Annotated in this window: 17 protein-coding genes; 7 read left to right on the top strand and 10 right to left on the bottom strand. The window is 65.0% G+C overall.

What is annotated here, in order from left to right; translation table 11 throughout:
• Window positions 1-32: 32 nt before the first annotated feature.
• A complete protein-coding gene (locus B2W55_RS12115; protein ID WP_029879612.1) occupies window positions 33-998 on the bottom strand; it encodes a sugar-binding protein in 966 nt (321 codons plus the stop codon).
• 263 nt (window positions 999-1,261) lie between these two features.
• Here B2W55_RS12115 and B2W55_RS12110 point away from each other — a divergent pair, with 263 nt between their 5' ends.
• Both B2W55_RS12110 and B2W55_RS12105 read left to right on the top strand, forming a co-directional pair.
• On the top strand, window positions 1,262-2,530 hold the full coding sequence (locus B2W55_RS12110; protein ID WP_024582988.1) for an ROK family protein: 1,269 nt from the start codon (window positions 1,262-1,264) through the stop codon (window positions 2,528-2,530).
• A gap of 79 nt (window positions 2,531-2,609) precedes the next feature.
• Window positions 2,610-3,368 (top strand): SDR family NAD(P)-dependent oxidoreductase, encoded by a 759-nt coding sequence (locus B2W55_RS12105; protein WP_024582989.1) that lies wholly within the window; start codon window positions 2,610-2,612, stop codon window positions 3,366-3,368.
• Between the two features lie 127 nt (window positions 3,369-3,495).
• On the opposite strand, the gene B2W55_RS12100 is transcribed toward B2W55_RS12105, so the two are convergent.
• The 8 genes from B2W55_RS12100 to B2W55_RS12065 all read right to left on the bottom strand — a co-directional run bounded on the left by B2W55_RS12100 (window position 3,496) and on the right by B2W55_RS12065 (window position 11,252).
• Complete coding sequence (locus B2W55_RS12100) at window positions 3,496-4,314, bottom strand: MetQ/NlpA family ABC transporter substrate-binding protein (protein ID WP_024582990.1); 819 nt, start codon at window positions 4,312-4,314, stop codon at window positions 3,496-3,498.
• A gap of 83 nt (window positions 4,315-4,397) precedes the next feature.
• Complete coding sequence (locus B2W55_RS12095) at window positions 4,398-5,738, bottom strand: LLM class flavin-dependent oxidoreductase (protein ID WP_024582991.1); 1,341 nt, start codon at window positions 5,736-5,738, stop codon at window positions 4,398-4,400.
• 53 nt (window positions 5,739-5,791) lie between these two features.
• Complete coding sequence (gene epsC / locus B2W55_RS12090; protein WP_024582992.1) at window positions 5,792-6,745, bottom strand: serine O-acetyltransferase EpsC; 954 nt, start codon at window positions 6,743-6,745, stop codon at window positions 5,792-5,794.
• Window positions 6,746-6,763: 18 nt separating this feature from the next.
• A complete protein-coding gene (locus B2W55_RS12085; protein ID WP_024582993.1) occupies window positions 6,764-7,336 on the bottom strand; it encodes a flavin reductase family protein in 573 nt (190 codons plus the stop codon).
• A gap of 40 nt (window positions 7,337-7,376) precedes the next feature.
• On the bottom strand, window positions 7,377-8,606 hold the full coding sequence (locus tag B2W55_RS12080; RefSeq protein ID WP_024582994.1) for an acyl-CoA dehydrogenase family protein: 1,230 nt from the start codon (window positions 8,604-8,606) through the stop codon (window positions 7,377-7,379).
• Between the two features lie 42 nt (window positions 8,607-8,648).
• Window positions 8,649-9,653 carry an NrtA/SsuA/CpmA family ABC transporter substrate-binding protein gene (locus B2W55_RS12075; RefSeq protein ID WP_024582995.1) on the bottom strand — a complete coding sequence of 335 codons (1,005 nt, stop codon included), beginning with the start codon at window positions 9,651-9,653 and terminating at the stop codon, window positions 8,649-8,651.
• A 10-nt stretch (window positions 9,654-9,663) separates the two neighbouring features.
• Window positions 9,664-10,389 (bottom strand): ABC transporter ATP-binding protein, encoded by a 726-nt coding sequence (locus B2W55_RS12070; protein WP_024582996.1) that lies wholly within the window; start codon window positions 10,387-10,389, stop codon window positions 9,664-9,666.
• A complete protein-coding gene (locus tag B2W55_RS12065) occupies window positions 10,386-11,252 on the bottom strand; it encodes an ABC transporter permease subunit (RefSeq protein WP_024582997.1) in 867 nt (288 codons plus the stop codon). Before B2W55_RS12065 ends, B2W55_RS12070 begins: the two co-directional genes overlap by 4 nt.
• A gap of 303 nt (window positions 11,253-11,555) precedes the next feature.
• Between B2W55_RS12065 and B2W55_RS12060 the strand changes: the two genes are divergently transcribed.
• On the top strand, window positions 11,556-12,650 hold the full coding sequence (locus B2W55_RS12060; RefSeq protein WP_024582998.1) for an LLM class flavin-dependent oxidoreductase: 1,095 nt from the start codon (window positions 11,556-11,558) through the stop codon (window positions 12,648-12,650).
• Between the two features lie 5 nt (window positions 12,651-12,655).
• On the opposite strand, the gene B2W55_RS12055 is transcribed toward B2W55_RS12060, so the two are convergent.
• A complete protein-coding gene (locus tag B2W55_RS12055) occupies window positions 12,656-13,996 on the bottom strand; it encodes an LLM class flavin-dependent oxidoreductase (RefSeq protein ID WP_024582999.1) in 1,341 nt (446 codons plus the stop codon).
• Window positions 13,997-14,310: 314 nt separating this feature from the next.
• Between B2W55_RS12055 and B2W55_RS12050 the strand changes: the two genes are divergently transcribed.
• Genes B2W55_RS12050 through B2W55_RS12035 form a run of 4 tightly spaced genes read left to right on the top strand, consistent with a single transcriptional unit; the run spans window position 14,311 to window position 18,086 of the window.
• Entirely contained in the window at window positions 14,311-15,939 is a 1,629-nt protein-coding gene (locus B2W55_RS12050; protein ID WP_024583000.1) for an FAD-dependent oxidoreductase, read from the top strand.
• On the top strand, window positions 15,936-16,256 hold the full coding sequence (locus tag B2W55_RS12045) for a 4Fe-4S dicluster domain-containing protein (RefSeq protein ID WP_024583001.1): 321 nt from the start codon (window positions 15,936-15,938) through the stop codon (window positions 16,254-16,256). Before B2W55_RS12050 ends, B2W55_RS12045 begins: the two co-directional genes overlap by 4 nt.
• A gap of 50 nt (window positions 16,257-16,306) precedes the next feature.
• Window positions 16,307-17,431 (top strand): methionine ABC transporter ATP-binding protein, encoded by a 1,125-nt coding sequence (locus B2W55_RS12040; RefSeq protein WP_024583002.1) that lies wholly within the window; start codon window positions 16,307-16,309, stop codon window positions 17,429-17,431.
• Window positions 17,421-18,086 (top strand): methionine ABC transporter permease, encoded by a 666-nt coding sequence (locus B2W55_RS12035; RefSeq protein WP_024583003.1) that lies wholly within the window; start codon window positions 17,421-17,423, stop codon window positions 18,084-18,086. Before B2W55_RS12040 ends, B2W55_RS12035 begins: the two co-directional genes overlap by 11 nt.
• Window positions 18,087-18,096 lie beyond the last annotated feature (10 nt).

The raw sequence follows: 18,096 nt of genomic DNA, 5'->3' as shown, positions 1-18,096 counted from the left end.
TGCTGGCGGCCGGGCGGCGAAGCCGGCTGAAGTTACTTCTTCAGCAATTCCTTCAGTTGGGCGGCGAACTCAGCGACATTGGCCTTGTTGATCACCTTGGTCGGTACGATCAGCTTGGCGTCCTTCGGGATCCAGGACTTGTCGCCGTTCAGTGTCTTGATGATGTTGACGGCGGAGAGATAGCCGAACTCGTATGGCTGCTGCACGACGGTGGATTCGATCGTGCCATCCGAGATGCCGCGCAGCGTTCGCTGGTCCTCGTCGAAGCCGACGATCTTGACCTTGCCGGCCTTGCCGGCGGCCTTCACTGCGTCATAGATCAGCGGCGTCTCGTAGCTCCACAAGCCGGACAACAATGCAATGTCGGGATATTTGACGAGCACGTTCTCCATGTTCGCCTTGGCCTTGGCAAAGTCGACCTGATCGGTGAACACGTCGACCAGCACGACCTTGGTGCCTGCGATCGATTCCTTGATGCCCTGCACCCGCTCGCGGGCATTGTCGGCATCCATCGTACCGACGAACAGCGCGATCTTGCCGCCGTTCGGCAGCGCCTTCTTGATCTCCTCGCCTGCCTGGCGGCCGGCCGCGACGTTGTCGGTGCCGATATAGGCGACGCGGTTGCTCTGCGGTGCGTCGCTGTCGGTCGTGATCAACACGGTCTTGGCCGCCACCTTGTTGAGCTGTTCGGTGGCATGCGGCGCATCGTCGACGGAGATCGAGATGCCGGCGACGCCGCGCACCAGCAGGTCGTCCAGCTCCCGCCGCTGACCCGCCGCGGTGCCTTCGTTGGTGACGATCAGTTCGATATTGTAGTCCGGATGCTCTTTCTGGGCCTTCTCGAGCCCGCGGCCGGCGATGGTCCAGAAGTCGGCCGCAACGTTGGTCACCAGCGCGATGGTCTTTTTCGGCTCCGCCTGTACCGCGCCCGTGGCGATCGAGAGCGCTGCCGCGCTGGCCAGCAGCGGCAGAATCAACTTCTTTATTGGGCCCTTCATGAGCACCTCCCTTTGGTCGCCCCATTGGGTGGGGCGTCATGTGCGGCGCTTGCTACGCCTTATTTTATTCAGTTCGTGAAGAAACTAGGAAAGGGTTTGTGTTCAGTCAAGGATGCTTTTGCTGGTCTCTTCACGCACTAATAGTACACAAGGTACGATGATAGTAAATCTGGCGAGCTAAAATAGCTCTTGGTTGTGCTTTTTCGATTACACTGGGTAGCGAACACGTTGATTAACTTCAGAAGACAAATTAAAGAGGCGATATGATCGAGCAGACCGAGCCGTCGAGACGTGCTTCCGGCATTGGCCGCGGATCGAACCGCGGCCGCCTCGTCGAGATGTTGCGGCGTCAAGGGCCATTGCCGCGCGTCGAACTCGCGCGCAGTACGGGGCTGAGCTTCGCGGCCGTTTCGGCCATCACGTCGAAATTGATCGCGGACGAGGTGCTCCGTGAGGCCGAGACCGAGACGGTGTCATGGTCCGACGATAGTGACGACGAGGACACGGACGGGCTGACCGGCCGCCGCCGCGGCAGGCCAGCAGTCCTGTTGACCTTGAACCCGGAGTTCGGCCGCATCGTCGCGGTCTCGCTGCGCATGAACATGATCGAGACACTGATCGCGGATTTCAGCGGCTCCGCCCTGGCGCAATCGCGACTCGAACTCCCGACACGTGCGCTCGATGCGACCGCGTTGCGTCATCTCGTGGTGGCGCAGATCGATGCCATGCTCGAGGCGACCGACACCCCGCGGCATCGGCTGTTGGGAATCGGGATCGCGCTGCAAGGCATCGTCAACGCCGATACCGGCCGGCATCTGTGGAGTCCGGCGCTGTCGGCAACCGACGTCGATCTCGCGCAGCCGATCCGCGAGGCATTTGGGGTCGAGCCCGTGATGGCGAACGACGCGGTCGCCGTGGCGCTGGCGCTGACGGCCGCGGAGCCGGCACTGGCGCAAGGCCTCTCGGCAACGATTGTGGTCGGCCACGGTGTCGGAATGGGTGTCGTCATCGACGGTGAAGCGCGCTGGGGCGCCGACGCGGGCAGCGAGATCGGCCACGTCAAGCTGGCGTCGGACGGTCCGCAATGCCGCTGCGGCCAGCGCGGTTGTATCGAAGCCTATCTTGCCGACTACGCGCTCTATCGCGATGCCCGCACCTTTCTCGACCTGCCGCCGGCGGCGTCGCAGCAGCCTTCCGAGGCGCAGATGGCGCTGCTGCGCGAGCGCGCGCAGAGCGGCGATCCCCGGCTCGAACAGGTATTCCAGGCCGCAGGCCGCTCGCTCGCTGAAGCGGTCGCCGCAACGATCTCGGTGCTGCGTCCGCATCACGTCGTGCTGGCGGGCCCCGGCCTGCAGGCCTTCGAGATGATGCGCCACGCCTATGAGGAGCGGCTCGAGCAAGCGGTGCTGCCGTGGCTGCTCAAGTCGACCGCGATCTATGTCCGTCCAAGCGAATCGGCGGCGATCGTCGATGGCATGGTGCGGCGGACGCTGCGGGTCGTGGACCGAAACCACATGGAAGCCACCGACTGAACACCGAAAGCAGCGGTGTTTGCTTGCGCCGCGGCAACGCAACCGACGCCGCTCCGGCGCAAAAACGAGAGAATGCCAAATGCAGGGCGCGATCTATCCAAGCCTCAAGGACCGGACCGTGCTGGTGACCGGCGGCGGTTCGGGCATCGGCGAGGCCATCGTCCGCCAGTTCCTTGGCCAGGGCGCACGGGTCGGCTTCATCGACATTGATCTGACGTCCTCCGAGCAACTGCTGTCCGATCTTGGAGCACATGCCAGCGTGCATTTCGAGCACGCCGACCTCCGCGATATCGGCGCGCTCAGGCAGGCGATTGCTGCAATCCGAGAGACGCTTGGGCCGATCACGGTCCTGGTCAACAACGCCGCGCGCGACGACCGCCATGCGATCGAGGACGTCACCCCGGAATTCTGGGACGAGCGGATCGCCGTCAACCTGAAGCATCAGTTCTTCGCCGCCCAGGCCGTCGTACCGGACATGAAGCAGGCAGGCGGCGGTTCGATTGTCAACATCGGCTCGGTGAGCTGGGTGATCGGTCAAGGCAATATGCCTTGCTACACGACGGCCAAATCGGCGGTTCAGGGCCTGACCCGCGCGCTCGCCCGCGATCTCGGGCCGCACAACGTACGGGTCAATTCCATCCTGCCCGGCTGGATCATGACGCAGCGGCAGCAGGATCTATGGTTGACGCCGGAAGGCGTGGCCGAGCTGATGCAGCGCCAATGCCTCAAGCGTAAGCTGGTGCCCGACGACATCGCCAACGTCGTGTTGTTCTTCGCCGCCGCCGACAGCGGCGCCTGCACCAACCAGAACTACATCGTCGATGGCGGCTGGGTTTGATGTAGCGCTCCGGAAGACCCGCGGGCGAGTTTCCGGAGATCGGGCCTGAACATAAGCGGGAGCGCGACGATGATTCAACACGATCTCGTCGCGCTTCGGCGTTTGCGGTGGAAGTTCGGTCAGGCGGTCACTTCAGGTAGTCCGGCAGGGTAAACCCGTCATAGAACCGATCCGACAGGATTGCGGTCTTGAACGTCTCCGACTTGTAGCCGGCGACGATGTCCTGCGCCCAGGCCGCATTCGCATTGGCCTTCTTCACAGCAACCACGTTGACATAGGGCGTTGTCATCCTCTCCAGCGCAAACGCATTGGTCAGCTTCAGGCCGCTGTAGATCGCGAAATTGCCCTGGATGGCGGCGAAGTCGACATCGTCGAGCGCTCTTGGCGCCTGCGCGGCCTCCAGCGGCACGATCTTGATGCCACCGGGGTTCTTGATCACATCGAGTTCGCTGACATCGACCGGCTTGGAGTCGCGAATTTCGACCAGCCCGAGATCGCGCAGGATCCAGAGCGCGCGTTGCAGATTGACGGGATCATTGGGCACGGCCACGGTCGATCCCGGCTTGATCGGAGAGCCCACCGCGTGCTTCTTCGAATAGAGCCCCATCGGCGGCGTCGGCACATGGACGATGCCGACGAGATCGGTCTGTTGCCGCTCATTGTACGAGTTCAGGAAAATCGTATGCTGCATGACATTGGCGTCGATCTCGCCCTTGAACACGGCGTTGTTGGCTTCGAGCCCGGTCGAGAACTCGACATAGCGGATTCGATAACCCTTCTTCTCCAGCTCCGGCGCGACGCCGACCTTGAACTCGTCGATATAGGGGCCCGGCACGAAGCCGACCTTCAAATCGGATTTGGCTGCGGTCTCGGCGTGCAGGGCGGCGCCGCAGAGGGCGCTGAGAAACAGAACGAGTGAGCGGAGCAGGAGAGGCGTCGTCTTCATAGGAATCGTCAAATCCTTGGCAGTTGGGGTGAACGTCGGTGCCGGCCGTTAAAAAGCCGGTCGTCTCGGACTTTGTCAGGCGATCACGCGATCGCCCTGACTGATCCGGAGAACACGCTTTGCGGCCGGCTCAGGCCGTAGTGATCGCGCAGCGTGGTGCCTGCGTATTCGTCGCGGAACAGGCCGCGCTTGCGCAGGATCGGTACGACGTGCTCGGCGAACAGGTCGAAGCCGCCGGGCAGCCAGGGCGGCATCACGTTGAAGCCATCGGCGGCGCCATTCTCGAACCAGGTCTGGATATTGTCGGCGATTTTCTCCGGCGGGCCCGCGATCACCCAATGGCCGCGCGCTCCGGCGAGCCGCTGCACGAGCTGACGGATGGTCGGCTTCTCGCGATCGACGATGTCGACGACGAGCTTGAAGCGGCTTGCCACCCCGCGGGCACCGTCGGTGTCGATCAGATGGCGCGGGAACGGGCCGTCGAGGTCGAAGCCGGAAAGATCGAGCCCGATCATCTGGCGGAGCTGGGTCAGCGAGTATTCCGGCTGGATCAGCTCGTTGAACTCGTCTTGCAGGCGGTCGGCCTCGACCTGTGTGCTGGCGATGAACGGGCTGATGCCCGGCAGGATCTTGACCTGATCCGGACTGCGATCGAAGGCGCGTGCCTGCCGCTTGATGTCGGCATAGAATTCCTGGGCGCTCGCCAGCGTCTGGTGCGCGGTGAAGATCGCCTCGGCGAAGCGCGCGGCAAAGGCGCGCCCATCCTCGGAGGAGCCGGCCTGGACATAGACCGGCCGCCCCTGCGGCGTCCGTGAGATGTTGAGCGGGCCGCGTACCCGGAAATGCTTGCCGACGTGGTCGATCGGATGGATCTTGCCGGTGTCGGCGAACACGCCGGAGACGGGGTCATTGACCACCGCGTCGTCTTCCCAGCTGTCCCACAGCCGCGTGATCACATCGAGATATTCGCGTGCCCGCTCGTAGCGCTCGTGATGGGGAGGGTGCTCAGGCAAGCCAAAATTCTGCGCCGCCAGCGCGTTGCTCGTGGTGACGATGTTCCAGCCGGCCCGGCCGCCGCTGAGATGATCGAGCGAGGCGAACAAGCGGGCGAGGTTGTAGGGTTCGGTGTAGGTGGTCGATGCGGTCGCGATCAGGCCGATCCGCTTCGTCGCCGCCGCGATGGCGGCCAGCCAGGTGATCGGCTCGAAACGAAAGCGCTGTGCATAGCGGACGTTGTCGGCGAGCGCGGGCCCGTCGGCGAAGAAAATCGCGTCGAATTTCTGCGCCTCGGCCCGTTGGGCAAGCTCCTGGTAATAGCTGATATCGAGGATCCGATCCGCGGCGGAGTCCTTGTAGCGCCATGCCGCCTCGTGATGGCCGCCGGGATAGATGAAGAGGTTGAGGGAAAGCTGTCGTTTGCTCATGTCGTGGCTCACACGGTTCTGCTTGTTCTTGATGATGGGACGGCCTTGGCCGTTCAGGCCCCACTGGAGCTGTTTCGTGCAGTGGCCTGCGTCACGACGCTGTTCGGCGGCACGTCCTTGGTCAGCCAGACATTGCCGCCGATGGTCGATCCGCGGCCGATCGTGATCCGGCCGAGGATGGTTGCGCCGGCGTAGATCACGACATCGTCCTCGACGATCGGGTGCCGGGCGTCGCCCTTGATCACGAGGCCCTCGTCGTCGGTCGGGAAATGCCGCGCGCCCAGCGTGACCGCCTGATAGACCCGGACGTTGTTGCCGATGATGGCGGTCTCGCCGATCACGACGCCGGTGCCGTGATCGATGAAGAAGCCGGAGCCGATCCGGGCGCCGGGATGAATGTCGATGCCGGTCCTGGTGTGGGCGATCTCCGACATCAGGCGGGCCACCAGCCGGGCGCCGATCTGGTAGAGCAGATGGGCAAGGCGATGGTGGATGACGGCGGTCATCCCTGGATAGCCGATCAGGATCTCGGGAAAATTCCGCGCCGCCGGATCGCCGACGAAGGCCGCACGCAGGTCGTTGATCAGGAGTCCGCGGACCTGTGGTAGCTGGGCCGCGAAGCCGCGTGTCAGCTCGATCGCCTCTTCATGCGCAAAGCCCGGCTCCAGCTCGTCGCCGACGAACAACGCGCCGCGATGGATTTGAGCGCTGAGCGAATCCAACGCCGTGCTCAGCGTATGGCCGACGAAATAATCGATGTTCTCGCCGTCGAGATCGGATCGGCCGTAATGACGCGGAAACAGCGCTTCGGTGAGGCCGTCGAGGATCGCCTCCAGCACCTCGCGCGAGGGGGCGCGGCGTGCCTCGCCGTCGCGCCGGATGCTATGGGTCTCCTCCCGGGAGGTACGCAATTCGGCGACGATGCGATCGAGCTGCCAGCGGCCTGGTGGCCTGCCGGCTGCACCGGCTGATGACGGAGGCGATGTAGGCGGGGTTTCGCGTTTCATGCTCTCCCTTTCCCCGGCCTAGCGCACATGCGCGAGAGGAATGCTGACTTCGGCCAGCAGGTCGAGATCGGCTTCGTGATCGATCTGGACATATTGTCCATTCCAGTAGGTGAGACCGGACAGCCGATGCGACAGCTCCATGCTGGAGAGCCGGCCGACGATGATGCCGTGGGAATGCCGCTCGATGATCTCTTCGACCTGGCATTCGACCATCGCAAGCGACCGCTGCAACAGCGGCACGCCGGACGGTCCATGAGTCCAGGCGATGCCTTCGAATCGCTCCTTGCCCTTCACCACGCCATTGCTGAAGCGCTCGGCGACGGCCTGCTGGTCCGAGCCGAGAATGTTGACGCCAAACAGCCGATGACGCGCGATCAGCCCGAACGATGATGCCTGCCGGTTGATGCTGACCAGCAGCCGGGGCGGGTTGGCGCTGAGCGAGGTCAGCGAGGTGACCGTCATGCCGGTGATGTCCTCGCCCTGTCCCGCGGTGATGATGCAAACGCCGCCCGGAAGGCGGCGCATGACAAGGCGGAATTGACGCTCGATCTCGTGGTCGGCGTCGACGAGATGGATATCCGGCTTGCTCATCGGGAGTCTCCCTTGTGTTGCCTCGCCGGATCGGACTTCGCTAGAAGAAGCCCTTGGCGGGGAGCGGCGTGCCGCTGATTTCGTATTGTCCGATCGAGCGCGTTTTGAAGGTGTTCGGGTTGTGCGACGCCAGTGTCCGCGCATTGCGCCAGTGGCGGTCGAAATTGGTCGCCTTCTTGGTCGCCGATGCGCCGCCGACGTCGAACAGCAGGCTCCCGCTCCGGATCGCAAACTCGTCTGCGACGATCTTGGCCTTGGCCGCCAACAGTGCCGCGCTATGGGCGGCATCCACCGCGTTCGCGTCGCCGGCATCGAAAGCGTCGGTCGCGACATCGAGCGCTTCCGCAGCGGCAAGTACGACAGTCTCGGCGGCGAATGCGCCGCTGGCGATCTGGCCGACCGTCTGTTGCAGCAATGGATCGTCCACCGGAACCTCGCTCGGCGCGTAGTAGAAAGTCCGTTTGCGCGAGCGCACCAGAGCGGTGGCGTCCCGCAGCACGGCGCGCGCGATGCCGGCGTTGATCGCGGTCAGGAACAGCTGCGCGAATGTGTTGGAGTAGGGGATGCCATAGCCGGTGTCCGGCGCGTCGAACACGATTTCCTGGCGCCTGACCCGCACGTTGCGGAAATGCGTGGTGCCGGTCGCCGTCAGCCGCTGCCCGAGGCCATCCCAATCGTCGACCAGCTCGATCCCGTCGCGATTGACCGGGATCAGCACGGCCGCGTTGGTCGCGGCCGCGTCGGCGGTCCGGACGAGGACGAAGTCCGAATACAGCGTGCCGGTGCTGTAGTATTTGGTGCCGTTGAGCAGGTAATCGTCGCCATCGGCCGTGAGCGTCGTGTTCGGCGTCACGTTGCCGACCTTAGGCGTGTCGAGCTCGGTCGCCGCTAGCCCGATGATGGCACCGTCGGCGACCGCCTTCTGCCACTGTCGGTGTTGATCATCCTTCGGCCGCCGCACCAGTCGTTCGACGACGCTGAAATGGTTGCGCAGGATATGGGCGACGTTGGCATCGGCCTCGCCGAGGCGAATGACGATCTCGAACAAGGCACGGATCGAGATGCCGGCGCCGCCCGCCTCCACCGGTAGCCGCAACGCGCCGAGACGGGCTTTGCGAATGAGATCGATCTCCGCGAACGGCAGCACGCGCTCGCGTTCGCGGTCGCCGGCTCCCTCGGCGATGCGGCCGAGCAGCGCGTCGAGATCGGGCGCATGGCTGTGGAGGCGGTCGGAGGGCTCCAGCGAGGTGGCGGATACAGGTTTGTTCATGGTGTCACCCGAATGACGTTGAGGGATAGCGACGGTTTCCGATCAGATCTGGGCCAGATGGTCGGTGACCTTGACCGGTTCCGGCAGCACCTTGCGCGCGGCCAGCCAGTCGGCCGCCCGTTGCAACTCGGCGAGGAAGTTCTCGTCATTGGCGGCAAAGTATCGATACTGTCGGTTCAGCGCGATGAACTGGTCGCGGACCTGGTCGCTGTACTTGCCGGCCTTCTGCGCGATGTACTCGGCATCCTTGCTGTTCTCCGAGATCCACTTGCCTTCGGCGCGGAACGCATCGTTGACCGCGCGCACCAGCGCTGGATTGTCGGTCGCGAATTTGCGGGTGGTCAGGTAGGAAGTGTAGTCGATCTGGAATTCGAGATCGCGACCCTCCAGGAAGATGTCGTGCGCCTTGTATTCGAGCCGGGCGATGTCCACGCCCGGGCTCCACATCGACCATGCATCGACCTTGCCGGAAGCGAGTGCCGGCGCGGCGTCCGGCGGATTGAGGTAGACGAACTTGACCTTGGCGCGGTCGACCTTGTGCTTCTCGAGCGCCGCAACCAGCAGAAACTCGCCGAGACCGGAGCGGTTCACCGCCACCGACTTGCCGACGAGGTCCTCGATCTTGTTGATGCCGGAGTCATCCCGCGCGATGATCGCGGTGGTGCGCGGCTCGTAGACCACGAACTGGGTGAACACCAATGGCGAGCCGGCGATGATCGCGGCCAGCGCCGGCGTCGTGCTGCCGCCGAAGCTGAAATCGGCGCTGCCGCCGGTGACGGCCTGCAGCGTCGGCGCATGATTCGGGAACGGCCCCAGCCATTCGACCTTGATGCCGTCCCTGGCCAACTGCTTCTCGAACGCGCCGCGTTCCTTGGCGATCAGATTGAGCCCGCTCAGGCCCCAGGTCAGGCGGACCGTGTCGGTGACACGGCCGCTCGCCGCATGCGCTGGTACGGTGAGGTCGAAGCCCGCCAGCGCGCCGATGCCCAGGGCGGCGCCGCCGAGGAAGCTGCGACGCGTCGGGCTGGTGAATACAGGGCGGGACATCGGATGATCCTCAGGCAGGGATGGAATGGGAAACGCCGACGCCGAGCTCTGCGAGCAGATCGGCGCGTGCGATCGGAGGAGCGCCATTGCGCTTCATGCGATGCTCGAACGCGATGTGGCCTTCGCGCATCACCAGAATGCGATCGGCAAGCGCAATGGCTTCGTCGACGTCATGGGTGACCAGCAGAACGCCGGGCCGATGGGCGGCGACCAGCTCGCGCACCAGTTCGTGCATGCGAATGCGGGTCAGCGCATCGAGCGCAGCGAACGGCTCGTCGAGCAGCAGCAATTCGGGTTCCTGCACCAGCGCCCGCGCCAGTGCCACGCGCTGCGCCTGTCCGCCGGAGAGATTGCGCGGCCAGTCGTCGAGCCGGGCGCCAAGCCCGACTTCGGTGAGCGCGGTGGCGGCGCGCTGGCGGGCGTCGCGCGCATTGAGACCGAGCGCGACGTTGCGCCACAGATTGTCCCACGGCAGCAGCCGGTGCTCCTGGAACACGACCGCTGGCCGGCGTGGCGCCGTGATGCGTCCGCCGTCGATCGGATCGAGGCCGGCCAGTGCCCGCAGCAGCGTGGTCTTGCCGCAACCGCTCTCGCCGAGCAGGACGACGAACTCGCCGCGCTCAATCCGCAAGTTCAGATTTTCGATCACGATCCGGCTGCCATAGGCGCGATGCAGGCCGGTGACGACGACGGCCGGGGTAGCCAGGCTCGGAGAGGGAACGACGTGCAGGGTCATCGTGCGCCGCCAAAGTTCGGATGCCATGCCAGCAATCGTCGCTCGAGTGCGCGCGCAATGCCGTCGGCCGCGACGCCGATCAGGGCGTAGATCACGATCGTCAGCACGATCACGTCGGTGCGCAGGAATTCGCGGGCGTCCATGGCGAGGAAGCCGATGCCGGACTGCGCGCCGATGGTCTCCGCGACGACCAACGCGAGCCATGCGGTCGCCAGCGCATAGCGCACACCTGTCAGGATCGAGGGCAACGCCCCCGGCAGGATGACGCGCCGGATCAGTTCCAGTGTTCCAAGGCCCTGGATGCGGCCGAGCTCAAGCAGCTTCGGGTCGACCTGCCGGATGCCCAGCGTGGTGTTGATGTAGATTGGAAAGGCAACGCCGAGCGCGACCAGGAAGATCTTCTGGGCTTCGCCGACGCCGAGCCAGACGATCACCAGCGGCAACGCCGCGAGAAACGGGATCGCGCGGATCATTTGAATGCTGCGGTCGATCGCGGCCTCGGCGATCCGCGAGAAGCCGACCAGAATGCCGAGCGTGAAGCCGATGCTGCCGCCGATCGCAAAGCCGGCCCCGGCACGCAAGAGGCTGACGCCGAGATCATTGAGCAGGCTCCCCGACGTTGCCAGCTTGAACGCGGTCTGGACGACCTTGCTCGGCGCCGGCAGCACGTACGGCGCGATCCAGCCGGCCTGCGCCAGCAATTCCCAGATGACCAGAAGTAGAGCCGGAGCGAGCCACGACAGCAACAGCATGCCACGCGGGCCGATCTCGACGCGTGTGGGTCGGGATCGCGATACGGTGCGTTCGCTGCGTTGCGCAGGATCGAACGCGATCGATGAGGCGGCCTGTTCGAGATTGCTCAAGTTAATTCCGTCCTCGTCCGTCACTCGCGCGAACATCATTGAGCGCGCGACACAGCTCATCAATCACTCGATCGACGGCCTGTCGCCGCACGAATGGAGCACGTCGTGATGTCGCGCAAACTGTCCCACGATTTTCCTCGAACAGAAATAGAGCGGTTTTCCAATTGTGGTTGCTTCCGGAGTTTTCTGATTTATCGACGTGTGTGACGCGGCAAGGAAAATCTTTTGATGTGCCGTCGCTTGATCTGACGTCGTGCTTCTTCGAAAACACCGGTGCAACACCGGAGACATCGGAGACACGGCATGTCGACACGTCAGCTTCGCTTTGGAATCTGGGCCCTGGTCCACGGCTCGCGCGCGGCCTATCAGGATCCGGACGAACCATACGATGCGTCGTGGGAGCGCAATCGCGATCTGGTGCTCGCCGCGGAGGCACTGGGCTACGATTCCACGCTGATCGCGCAGCACACGATCAACCCGCATCAGGAGGATCTCGACCAGCTCGAGGCCTGGAGCGCTGCGGCGGCCATTGCGGCATTGACCAGTCGGATCGAGATCATTGCCGCCATCAAGCCCTATCTTTATCACCCTGTGGTGCTCGCCAAGCTCGCGCTCGGGATCGAGAACATCAGCCGCGGCCGCTTCGCGATCAACCTGGTCAATGCCTGGAACCGGCCCGAGCTCGACAAGGCCGGTATCGGTTTTCCCGAGCACGACGCGCGTTATGCTTATGGTCGGGAGTGGATCACGATCGTCTCGCGGCTGATGCAGGGCGAACGGCTGACCTACGAGGGCGAGCATTTCGACGTCCGTGACTATCTGTTGCGCCCGACGAGCCTTTATCGGCCGCGGCCGATGATCTATGTCGGCGGTGAGTCCGAGCCGGCGCGTGCGCTGGTCGCCGACCACGGTGACGTCTGGTTCATCAACGGGCAGCCGCTCGAGGATGTCGCCAATCTCATTGCCGACGTCGCGGTGCGGCCGCGGGCATCGGCGCCGCTACGGTTTGGGCTGTCCGCCTTCGTCGTTGCGCGCAAGACGCAAGCCGAAGCTCAGGCTGCCTATGAGCGGTTGCTGGCACTGTCGCGCAAGGATGCGCCGATCAAGGCAATCCAGCGCCAGAACACCGATCCGAAGGTCGTGATGATGCAGACCATGCAGAAGTCGGAACGCGTCGGCAGCAATGGCGGCACCGCTGCGGGACTGGTCGGCAGCTATGACGAGGTAGCCGCCCGCATCGGGGCGTTCCATGCCGCCGGCATCGAGCTGTTCATGCTGCAATTCCAACCGTTCGAGGCCGAGATGGAGCGCTTCGCCAAGGAGATCATTCCGCGCGTTCGCACAGCGTCGTCGCTGTTGGCGAGCGAGGCTGCATCCCTTATCGCAGGCTCGCGATAGCCGCGTCAGGCGGTTGCCGCGCTTGCTGCCTGCCGCGCAAAGCGGCTGATCGGCCGCGGTAATCCGAAATGCTCGCGCAGGGTGGTGCCTGCATAGTCGGTCCGGAACAGGCCGCGTCGCTGGAGGATCGGTACTACGTTATCGACGAACACCTCGAGCCCGGACGGCAACACGTCCGGCATCAGATTGAAGCCGTCGGCGGCCCCTGCCGTGAACCAGGTCTCGATGTCATCGGCGATCTGTTCCGGCGTGCCGACGATGATCCGGTGTCCGACGCCGCCGCCGAGCGCGCGCAGCAACTGCCGGACCGTGAGGTTGCCGCGCCGCGCCAGGTTCACCGTGCCCTGGAACATGGTCTGATTGGCGTTGACCGGCAACGGCAGTGGATCGGGCAGCGGCTTGTCGAGCTCGAGGATATCGGGATCGACCTGCAAGGTGCCGGCGAGACGGGCAAGGCTGTACTCGATCGGCACCAGCTCCCACAGCTCCTCCTGGCGCCGCTTCGCTTCGGCTGCGGTGCTGCCGATGACGGTGGCAAGGCCGGGCAGGATGACGATGGAATCGCCGGCGCGGCCGTACGCTGCTGCGCGCGTACGCAGGTCGCGCGCATAGGCGACGCCTTCCTCGATCGTCTGCGTCAGCGTGAACACGGCTTCGGCCTGCGCGGCGGCAAGATCGCGGCCGTCGCTCGAGCCGCCGGCCTGAACGGTCACCGGCCGGCCCTGCGGCGAGCGTGGCACGTTGAGCGGACCGGCGACGGAATAATGCGCGCCACGATGCGCGATGGGATGGACCCTCGAAACGTCGACGAACCGGGCGGTCGCCTTGTCGCCGACAAAAGCATCGTCCTCCCAACTGTCCCACAGCGCATGGACGACATCGGCGAACTCCTTGGCGCGCTCATAGCGGGCCTTGTGCTCGAGCACGGTGCCGAGGCCGAAATTTCGGCTCGCTGACGCATCGGCGGTGGTCACCGCGTTCCAGCCGGCGCGGCCGCCGCTCGCCAGATCCAGCGTCGCGAAGCGGCGCGCGATGTTGTAGGGCTCGTTGTAGGTGGTCGAGGCAGTCGCGATCAACCCGACATGGCTGGTCGCCGCGGCAATCGTCGCCAGCACGATGGTCGGCTCCATCGACATGAACGATCGATAGTCGATGCGGTCGGTGATCGCCGGCGTATCGGCAAGGAAGATCGCATCGAACTTGCCGCGCTCGGCGATCTCAGCGACCCGCACATAGTGACCGACGTCGAAACAGGCGCCCGGATCGCTCTCGGGCAGCCGCCATGCCGACGCATAGACGCCGGAATGCAGCAGGTTGACGTTGAGGTGAAGCTGACGATGGGACATGGCTGCCACGCATTGGGGTGAGGTCACGTCCGAAATATCGCCTGCCGGCTCGCGGGAAAACGGACCGTAAGCGTACGCGTGCAAAAAGAAATATCCGCCTCTGTTGCGAGGTTTGTAGGCAATTCCCGTATTGATCCCTCAGGCCGTACGAAACGTCCGGTCCGCCGGTGCATGAATATTCTTCCGCGCGCCGTGTCCGGGGAAGCTTCATCCACGTCTGCGCAAATATCTGAAATTGCCAGAGCCGCACGCGCGCGTAAGCATGTTGCTGCGGCGCACCGCAAGCGATCGGCGCCGCCTGGAGACTCTCGACGATGACAACCAACGATCGACGCGCCGAACGGCGAGCCGCAGCAGACGGCTCGGTCGAACTGGACGCCGACGTCCTGGTGATCGGCGGCGGCCCGGCGGGCACTTGGGCGGCGGTGAGCGCCGCGGAGCGCGGCGCCCGTGTCGTGCTCGCCGACAAGGGGTTTTGCGGCACCTCGGGTGCCACCGCGGCGGCCGGCACCGGCGTCTGGTATGTCGATCCGAATCCGGCGCTGCGCGAGGCCGCAATGGCCAACCGTGAGAAGATGGGCGGCCATTTGCAGGATCGGCGCTGGATGGCGCGCGTGCTCGACCAGACCTATGCGGACAGCAATCGGCTGGCTGTCTGGGGGTACCCGTACCCTGTCGACGGCAGCGGCAAGTCGCAGCGCAACTCGCTGCAGGGGCCGGAATACATGCGCCTGATGCGCAAGCGCACCAAGCAGGCCGGCGTCACCATTCTCGATCACAGTCCGGCGCTCGAACTGCTGGTCGATGACGAGGGCGGGGTCGCGGGCGCCAGCGGCTTGCGCCGGCAGAAGCACGATCGCTGGACGGTGCGTGCCGGCGCGGTGGTGATCGCGACCGGCGGCTGCGCGTTCCTGAGCAAGACGCTGGGCTCCAATGTGCTGACCGGCGACGGCTACCTGATGGCCGCGGAGGTCGGCGCCGATTTCAGCAGCATGGAGTTTTCCAACCCCTACGCGATCTCGCCGGCGTTCGGCTCGGTGACCAAGACGCTGTTCTATGGCTGGGCGACGTTCAGCTACGAGGACGGCAGTGTCGTTCCCGGCGCCGCGTCCAAAGGCGGGCGATCAGCGATTGCGCGCGCGCTGTTGCAGGGGCCGGTCTACGCGCGGCTCGACAAGGCCGACGATGATGTCCAGCGTCACATGCGGGCATCGCAGCCGAATTTCTTCCTGCCGTTCGATCGCACCGGGATCGATCCGTTCACCGAGCGCTTTCCGGTCACGTTGCGGCTCGAGGGGACTGTGCGCGGTACCGGCGGTCTTCGCGTCGTCGATGACAGCTGTGCCACCAGCGTGCCGGGGCTCTATGCCGCCGGCGACGCGGCCACGCGCGAATTGATCTGCGGCGGGTTCACCGGCGGCGGCAGCCACAATGCGGCGTGGGCGATGTCGTCGGGGACCTGGGCTGGATGGGGTGCCGCGGGCTATGCTCGGCAGCTCGGTCCGGTGCGCCGTCGACGCCTGGCCTCTGCCGGAACCGTCGCATTCCGCAGCCGTGCTGGCCGCGCGTATGAGCCGGCCACGTTGGCGAGAGCGGTGCAGGACGAGGTCTATCCGTATGAGCTGAACTATTTCCGGCACGGAGCCCGCCTCGAAGGCGCGCTGGCGCGGCTTGATGCGGCGTGGGCCGACGCGACGGCGGCCGATGCGGCGAGCAAGGATGATCTGCTGCGCGCCCGCGAGAGCGCGGCCATGCTGGCAACGTCGCGCTGGATGTACCGCAGCGCCCTGGCACGCAATGAAAGCCGCGGCATGCATCGCCGCGACGACTATCCCGATCAGGACGACCTGCAGCGCCATTATGTGACGAGCGGAGGCCTCGACGAGGTCTGGACCGCGGTCCGGCCGCATGCAGGTGCAACTTACGCAGAGGCGGCGGAATGATCGAAGTCATCGATGCCGAGCGCTGCACGTCCTGCGACATCTGCGTGAATGTCTGCCCGACCAACGTCTTCGACAAGACCGAGGGCATGCCGGTGATCGCGCGCCAGGGCGATTGCCAGACCTGCTTCCTCTGCGAGCTCTATTGTCCCGAGGATGCGCTCTACGTCTCGCCCTATGCGGACGAGCCCCGCCCGACCGATGTGGTCGCGCTGCGGCAGACCGCGACGCTGGGCAGCTACCGTCGTGCAGTCGGCTGGACCGACGAGACGCGCGATCTCCGCGGCATCGACCGCAGCTATCTGCTGTTTGGTCATTGAGCCTGGGCGGTGCCCGGCGACCAAGGCCTTCTCCCGATTGGATCGACTGCATGAATGTACATCAATCCCTGACGACGGCGCAGCCCGTTGCGCCGCTGCCGTCGATCTCGCTCGCCTCGGACGCAAGCGATGCGATGATCCGCTTCGAAGCCGTCTCGAAGGTCTATCCGGCCTACCGCGACAAGCCGAGCGTCCATGCCTTGCAGGCGGTCGACCTCGCGATCCCGCGCGGCTCGATCACCGGCGTGATCGGCCGCTCCGGCGCTGGCAAATCGAGCCTCGTCCGCCTCATTAACGGGCTCGAGAAGCCATCGACCGGTCGTGTCATCGTGGACGGCCGCGAAATCTCCGCGCTGGCCGGCCGCGAGCTGCGTTTGGCGCAGCGGTCGATCGGCATGATCTTCCAGCATTTCAACCTGCTGTCGTCGCGGACCGCGGCGGACAATATCGCGCTCCCGCTCGAGATCGCCGGCTGGTCCAGGGCCGATATTGCTACGCGCGTCGCGGAGCTGCTCGAGCTCGTCGGCATCGCCGACAAATGCGACCGCTATCCGTCGGAATTGTCGGGCGGCCAGAAGCAGCGCATCGGCATTGCGCGCGCGCTGGCGACCCGGCCGAACGTGCTGCTGTCCGACGAGGCGACATCGGCGCTCGATCCACAGACGACCCGTGCAATTCTCGACCTTCTCGCCAACATCAACCGCGAGCTCGGCGTCACGATCGTGCTGATCACCCACGAAATGTCGGTGGTCCGCCAACTCGCCAAGGAAGTCGCGGTGATCGACGGCGGTCATGTCGTCGAGCGCGGGCACGTCGCCGACATCTTCACGCATCCGCGGCATCCGGTCACCCAGGCGTCCCTGTCCGAAGCGATCGGGGATAGTGTTCCGGTCTCGCTGCAAAGCCGGCTCTCGTCCCAGCCGGTTCCTGGCGGTCAGGCGGTGCTTCGCGTGCAGGTGCGGGGCACCGAAGCCGGCGATAAAGTGGTGGGCCGCCTGTCGCGCGAGCTGTCGCATGACGTGGCGCTGCTGTCGGCCCGTATCGACGAGATCGGCGGCCAGCATGTCGGCTCACTGATCCTGGGCATTCCCGGCGGCGAAGCCGCGGCCAGGCAGGCGCAGGCCTATCTTTCCCAGCATGAAATTCCGGTGGAGCATCTCGGCTATGTCGCGTGAACTCATCAACCTGATCGTTCAGGCCACGGGCGAGAGCCTCTTCATGGTGTCGGTCGCCGCACTGGTTGCGACCGCGCTCGGGCTTCCGCTCGGGATATTCCTGGCGACCAGCCGGAAGGGCGAGTTGTTCGCCGCGCCACCGGCCAATGGCGTGCTTGGCGTGATCGTCAACGCGGCGCGCTCGACGCCGTTCATCATCCTGGTCGTCGCGATCATTCCGTTCACCCGCTTGATCGCCGGCACTTCGATCGGCTCGGGTGCCGCGATCGTGCCGCTCACGATCGCCGCGACACCGTTCATCGCCCGCCTGGTCGAGGCGGCGATCCGCGAGGTCGACGCCGGCCTGATCGAAACCGCATCCTCGTTCGGCGCAAGCCCGTTGCAGATCGTATTCAAGGTCCTGATCCCGGAGGCGTTGCCGGGACTGGTGCTCGCCCTGACGCTCGCGGTCGTCAGCCTGCTCGGCTACTCCGCGATGGTCGGAGCCGTTGGCGGCGGTGGCCTCGGCGATCTCGGCATTCGTTATGGCTATCAGCGCTTCATGCCGGAGATGATGCTGGCGGTCGTCGTCGTTCTGATCGCGCTTGTCCAGACCGTGCAGACCGCCGGCGACTATCTGGCGCGCCGCGTCAATCGCCGGCTGCGCAATCGCTGATCCCAAAACC

The sequence above is a fragment of the Bradyrhizobium sp. UBA2491 genome (assembly GCF_002341725.1).
Taxonomy (GTDB): Bacteria; Pseudomonadota; Alphaproteobacteria; order Rhizobiales; family Xanthobacteraceae; genus Bradyrhizobium.
Note: the sequence above shows the minus strand (reverse complement) of the source record. Positions and strands in the feature narration are given on the sequence as shown.

Coding starts and splice junctions, on each gene's coding strand:
- B2W55_RS12045 (WP_024583001.1), top strand. CDS start 15,936: ATGATCGAAGTCATCGATGCCGAGCGCTGCACGTCCTGCGACATCTGC.
- B2W55_RS12060 (WP_024582998.1), top strand. CDS start 11,556: ATGTCGACACGTCAGCTTCGCTTTGGAATCTGGGCCCTGGTCCACGGC.
- B2W55_RS12055 (WP_024582999.1), bottom strand. CDS start 13,996: ATGTCCCATCGTCAGCTTCACCTCAACGTCAACCTGCTGCATTCCGGC.
- B2W55_RS12040 (WP_024583002.1), top strand. CDS start 16,307: ATGAATGTACATCAATCCCTGACGACGGCGCAGCCCGTTGCGCCGCTG.
- B2W55_RS12080 (WP_024582994.1), bottom strand. CDS start 8,606: ATGAACAAACCTGTATCCGCCACCTCGCTGGAGCCCTCCGACCGCCTC.
- B2W55_RS12100 (WP_024582990.1), bottom strand. CDS start 4,314: ATGAAGACGACGCCTCTCCTGCTCCGCTCACTCGTTCTGTTTCTCAGC.
- B2W55_RS12070 (WP_024582996.1), bottom strand. CDS start 10,389: ATGACCCTGCACGTCGTTCCCTCTCCGAGCCTGGCTACCCCGGCCGTC.
- B2W55_RS12050 (WP_024583000.1), top strand. CDS start 14,311: ATGACAACCAACGATCGACGCGCCGAACGGCGAGCCGCAGCAGACGGC.
- B2W55_RS12085 (WP_024582993.1), bottom strand. CDS start 7,336: ATGAGCAAGCCGGATATCCATCTCGTCGACGCCGACCACGAGATCGAG.
- B2W55_RS12035 (WP_024583003.1), top strand. CDS start 17,421: ATGTCGCGTGAACTCATCAACCTGATCGTTCAGGCCACGGGCGAGAGC.
- B2W55_RS12110 (WP_024582988.1), top strand. CDS start 1,262: ATGATCGAGCAGACCGAGCCGTCGAGACGTGCTTCCGGCATTGGCCGC.
- B2W55_RS12095 (WP_024582991.1), bottom strand. CDS start 5,738: ATGAGCAAACGACAGCTTTCCCTCAACCTCTTCATCTATCCCGGCGGC.
- B2W55_RS12115 (WP_029879612.1), bottom strand. CDS start 998: ATGAAGGGCCCAATAAAGAAGTTGATTCTGCCGCTGCTGGCCAGCGCG.
- B2W55_RS12105 (WP_024582989.1), top strand. CDS start 2,610: ATGCAGGGCGCGATCTATCCAAGCCTCAAGGACCGGACCGTGCTGGTG.
- B2W55_RS12075 (WP_024582995.1), bottom strand. CDS start 9,653: ATGTCCCGCCCTGTATTCACCAGCCCGACGCGTCGCAGCTTCCTCGGC.
- epsC (WP_024582992.1), bottom strand. CDS start 6,745: ATGAAACGCGAAACCCCGCCTACATCGCCTCCGTCATCAGCCGGTGCA.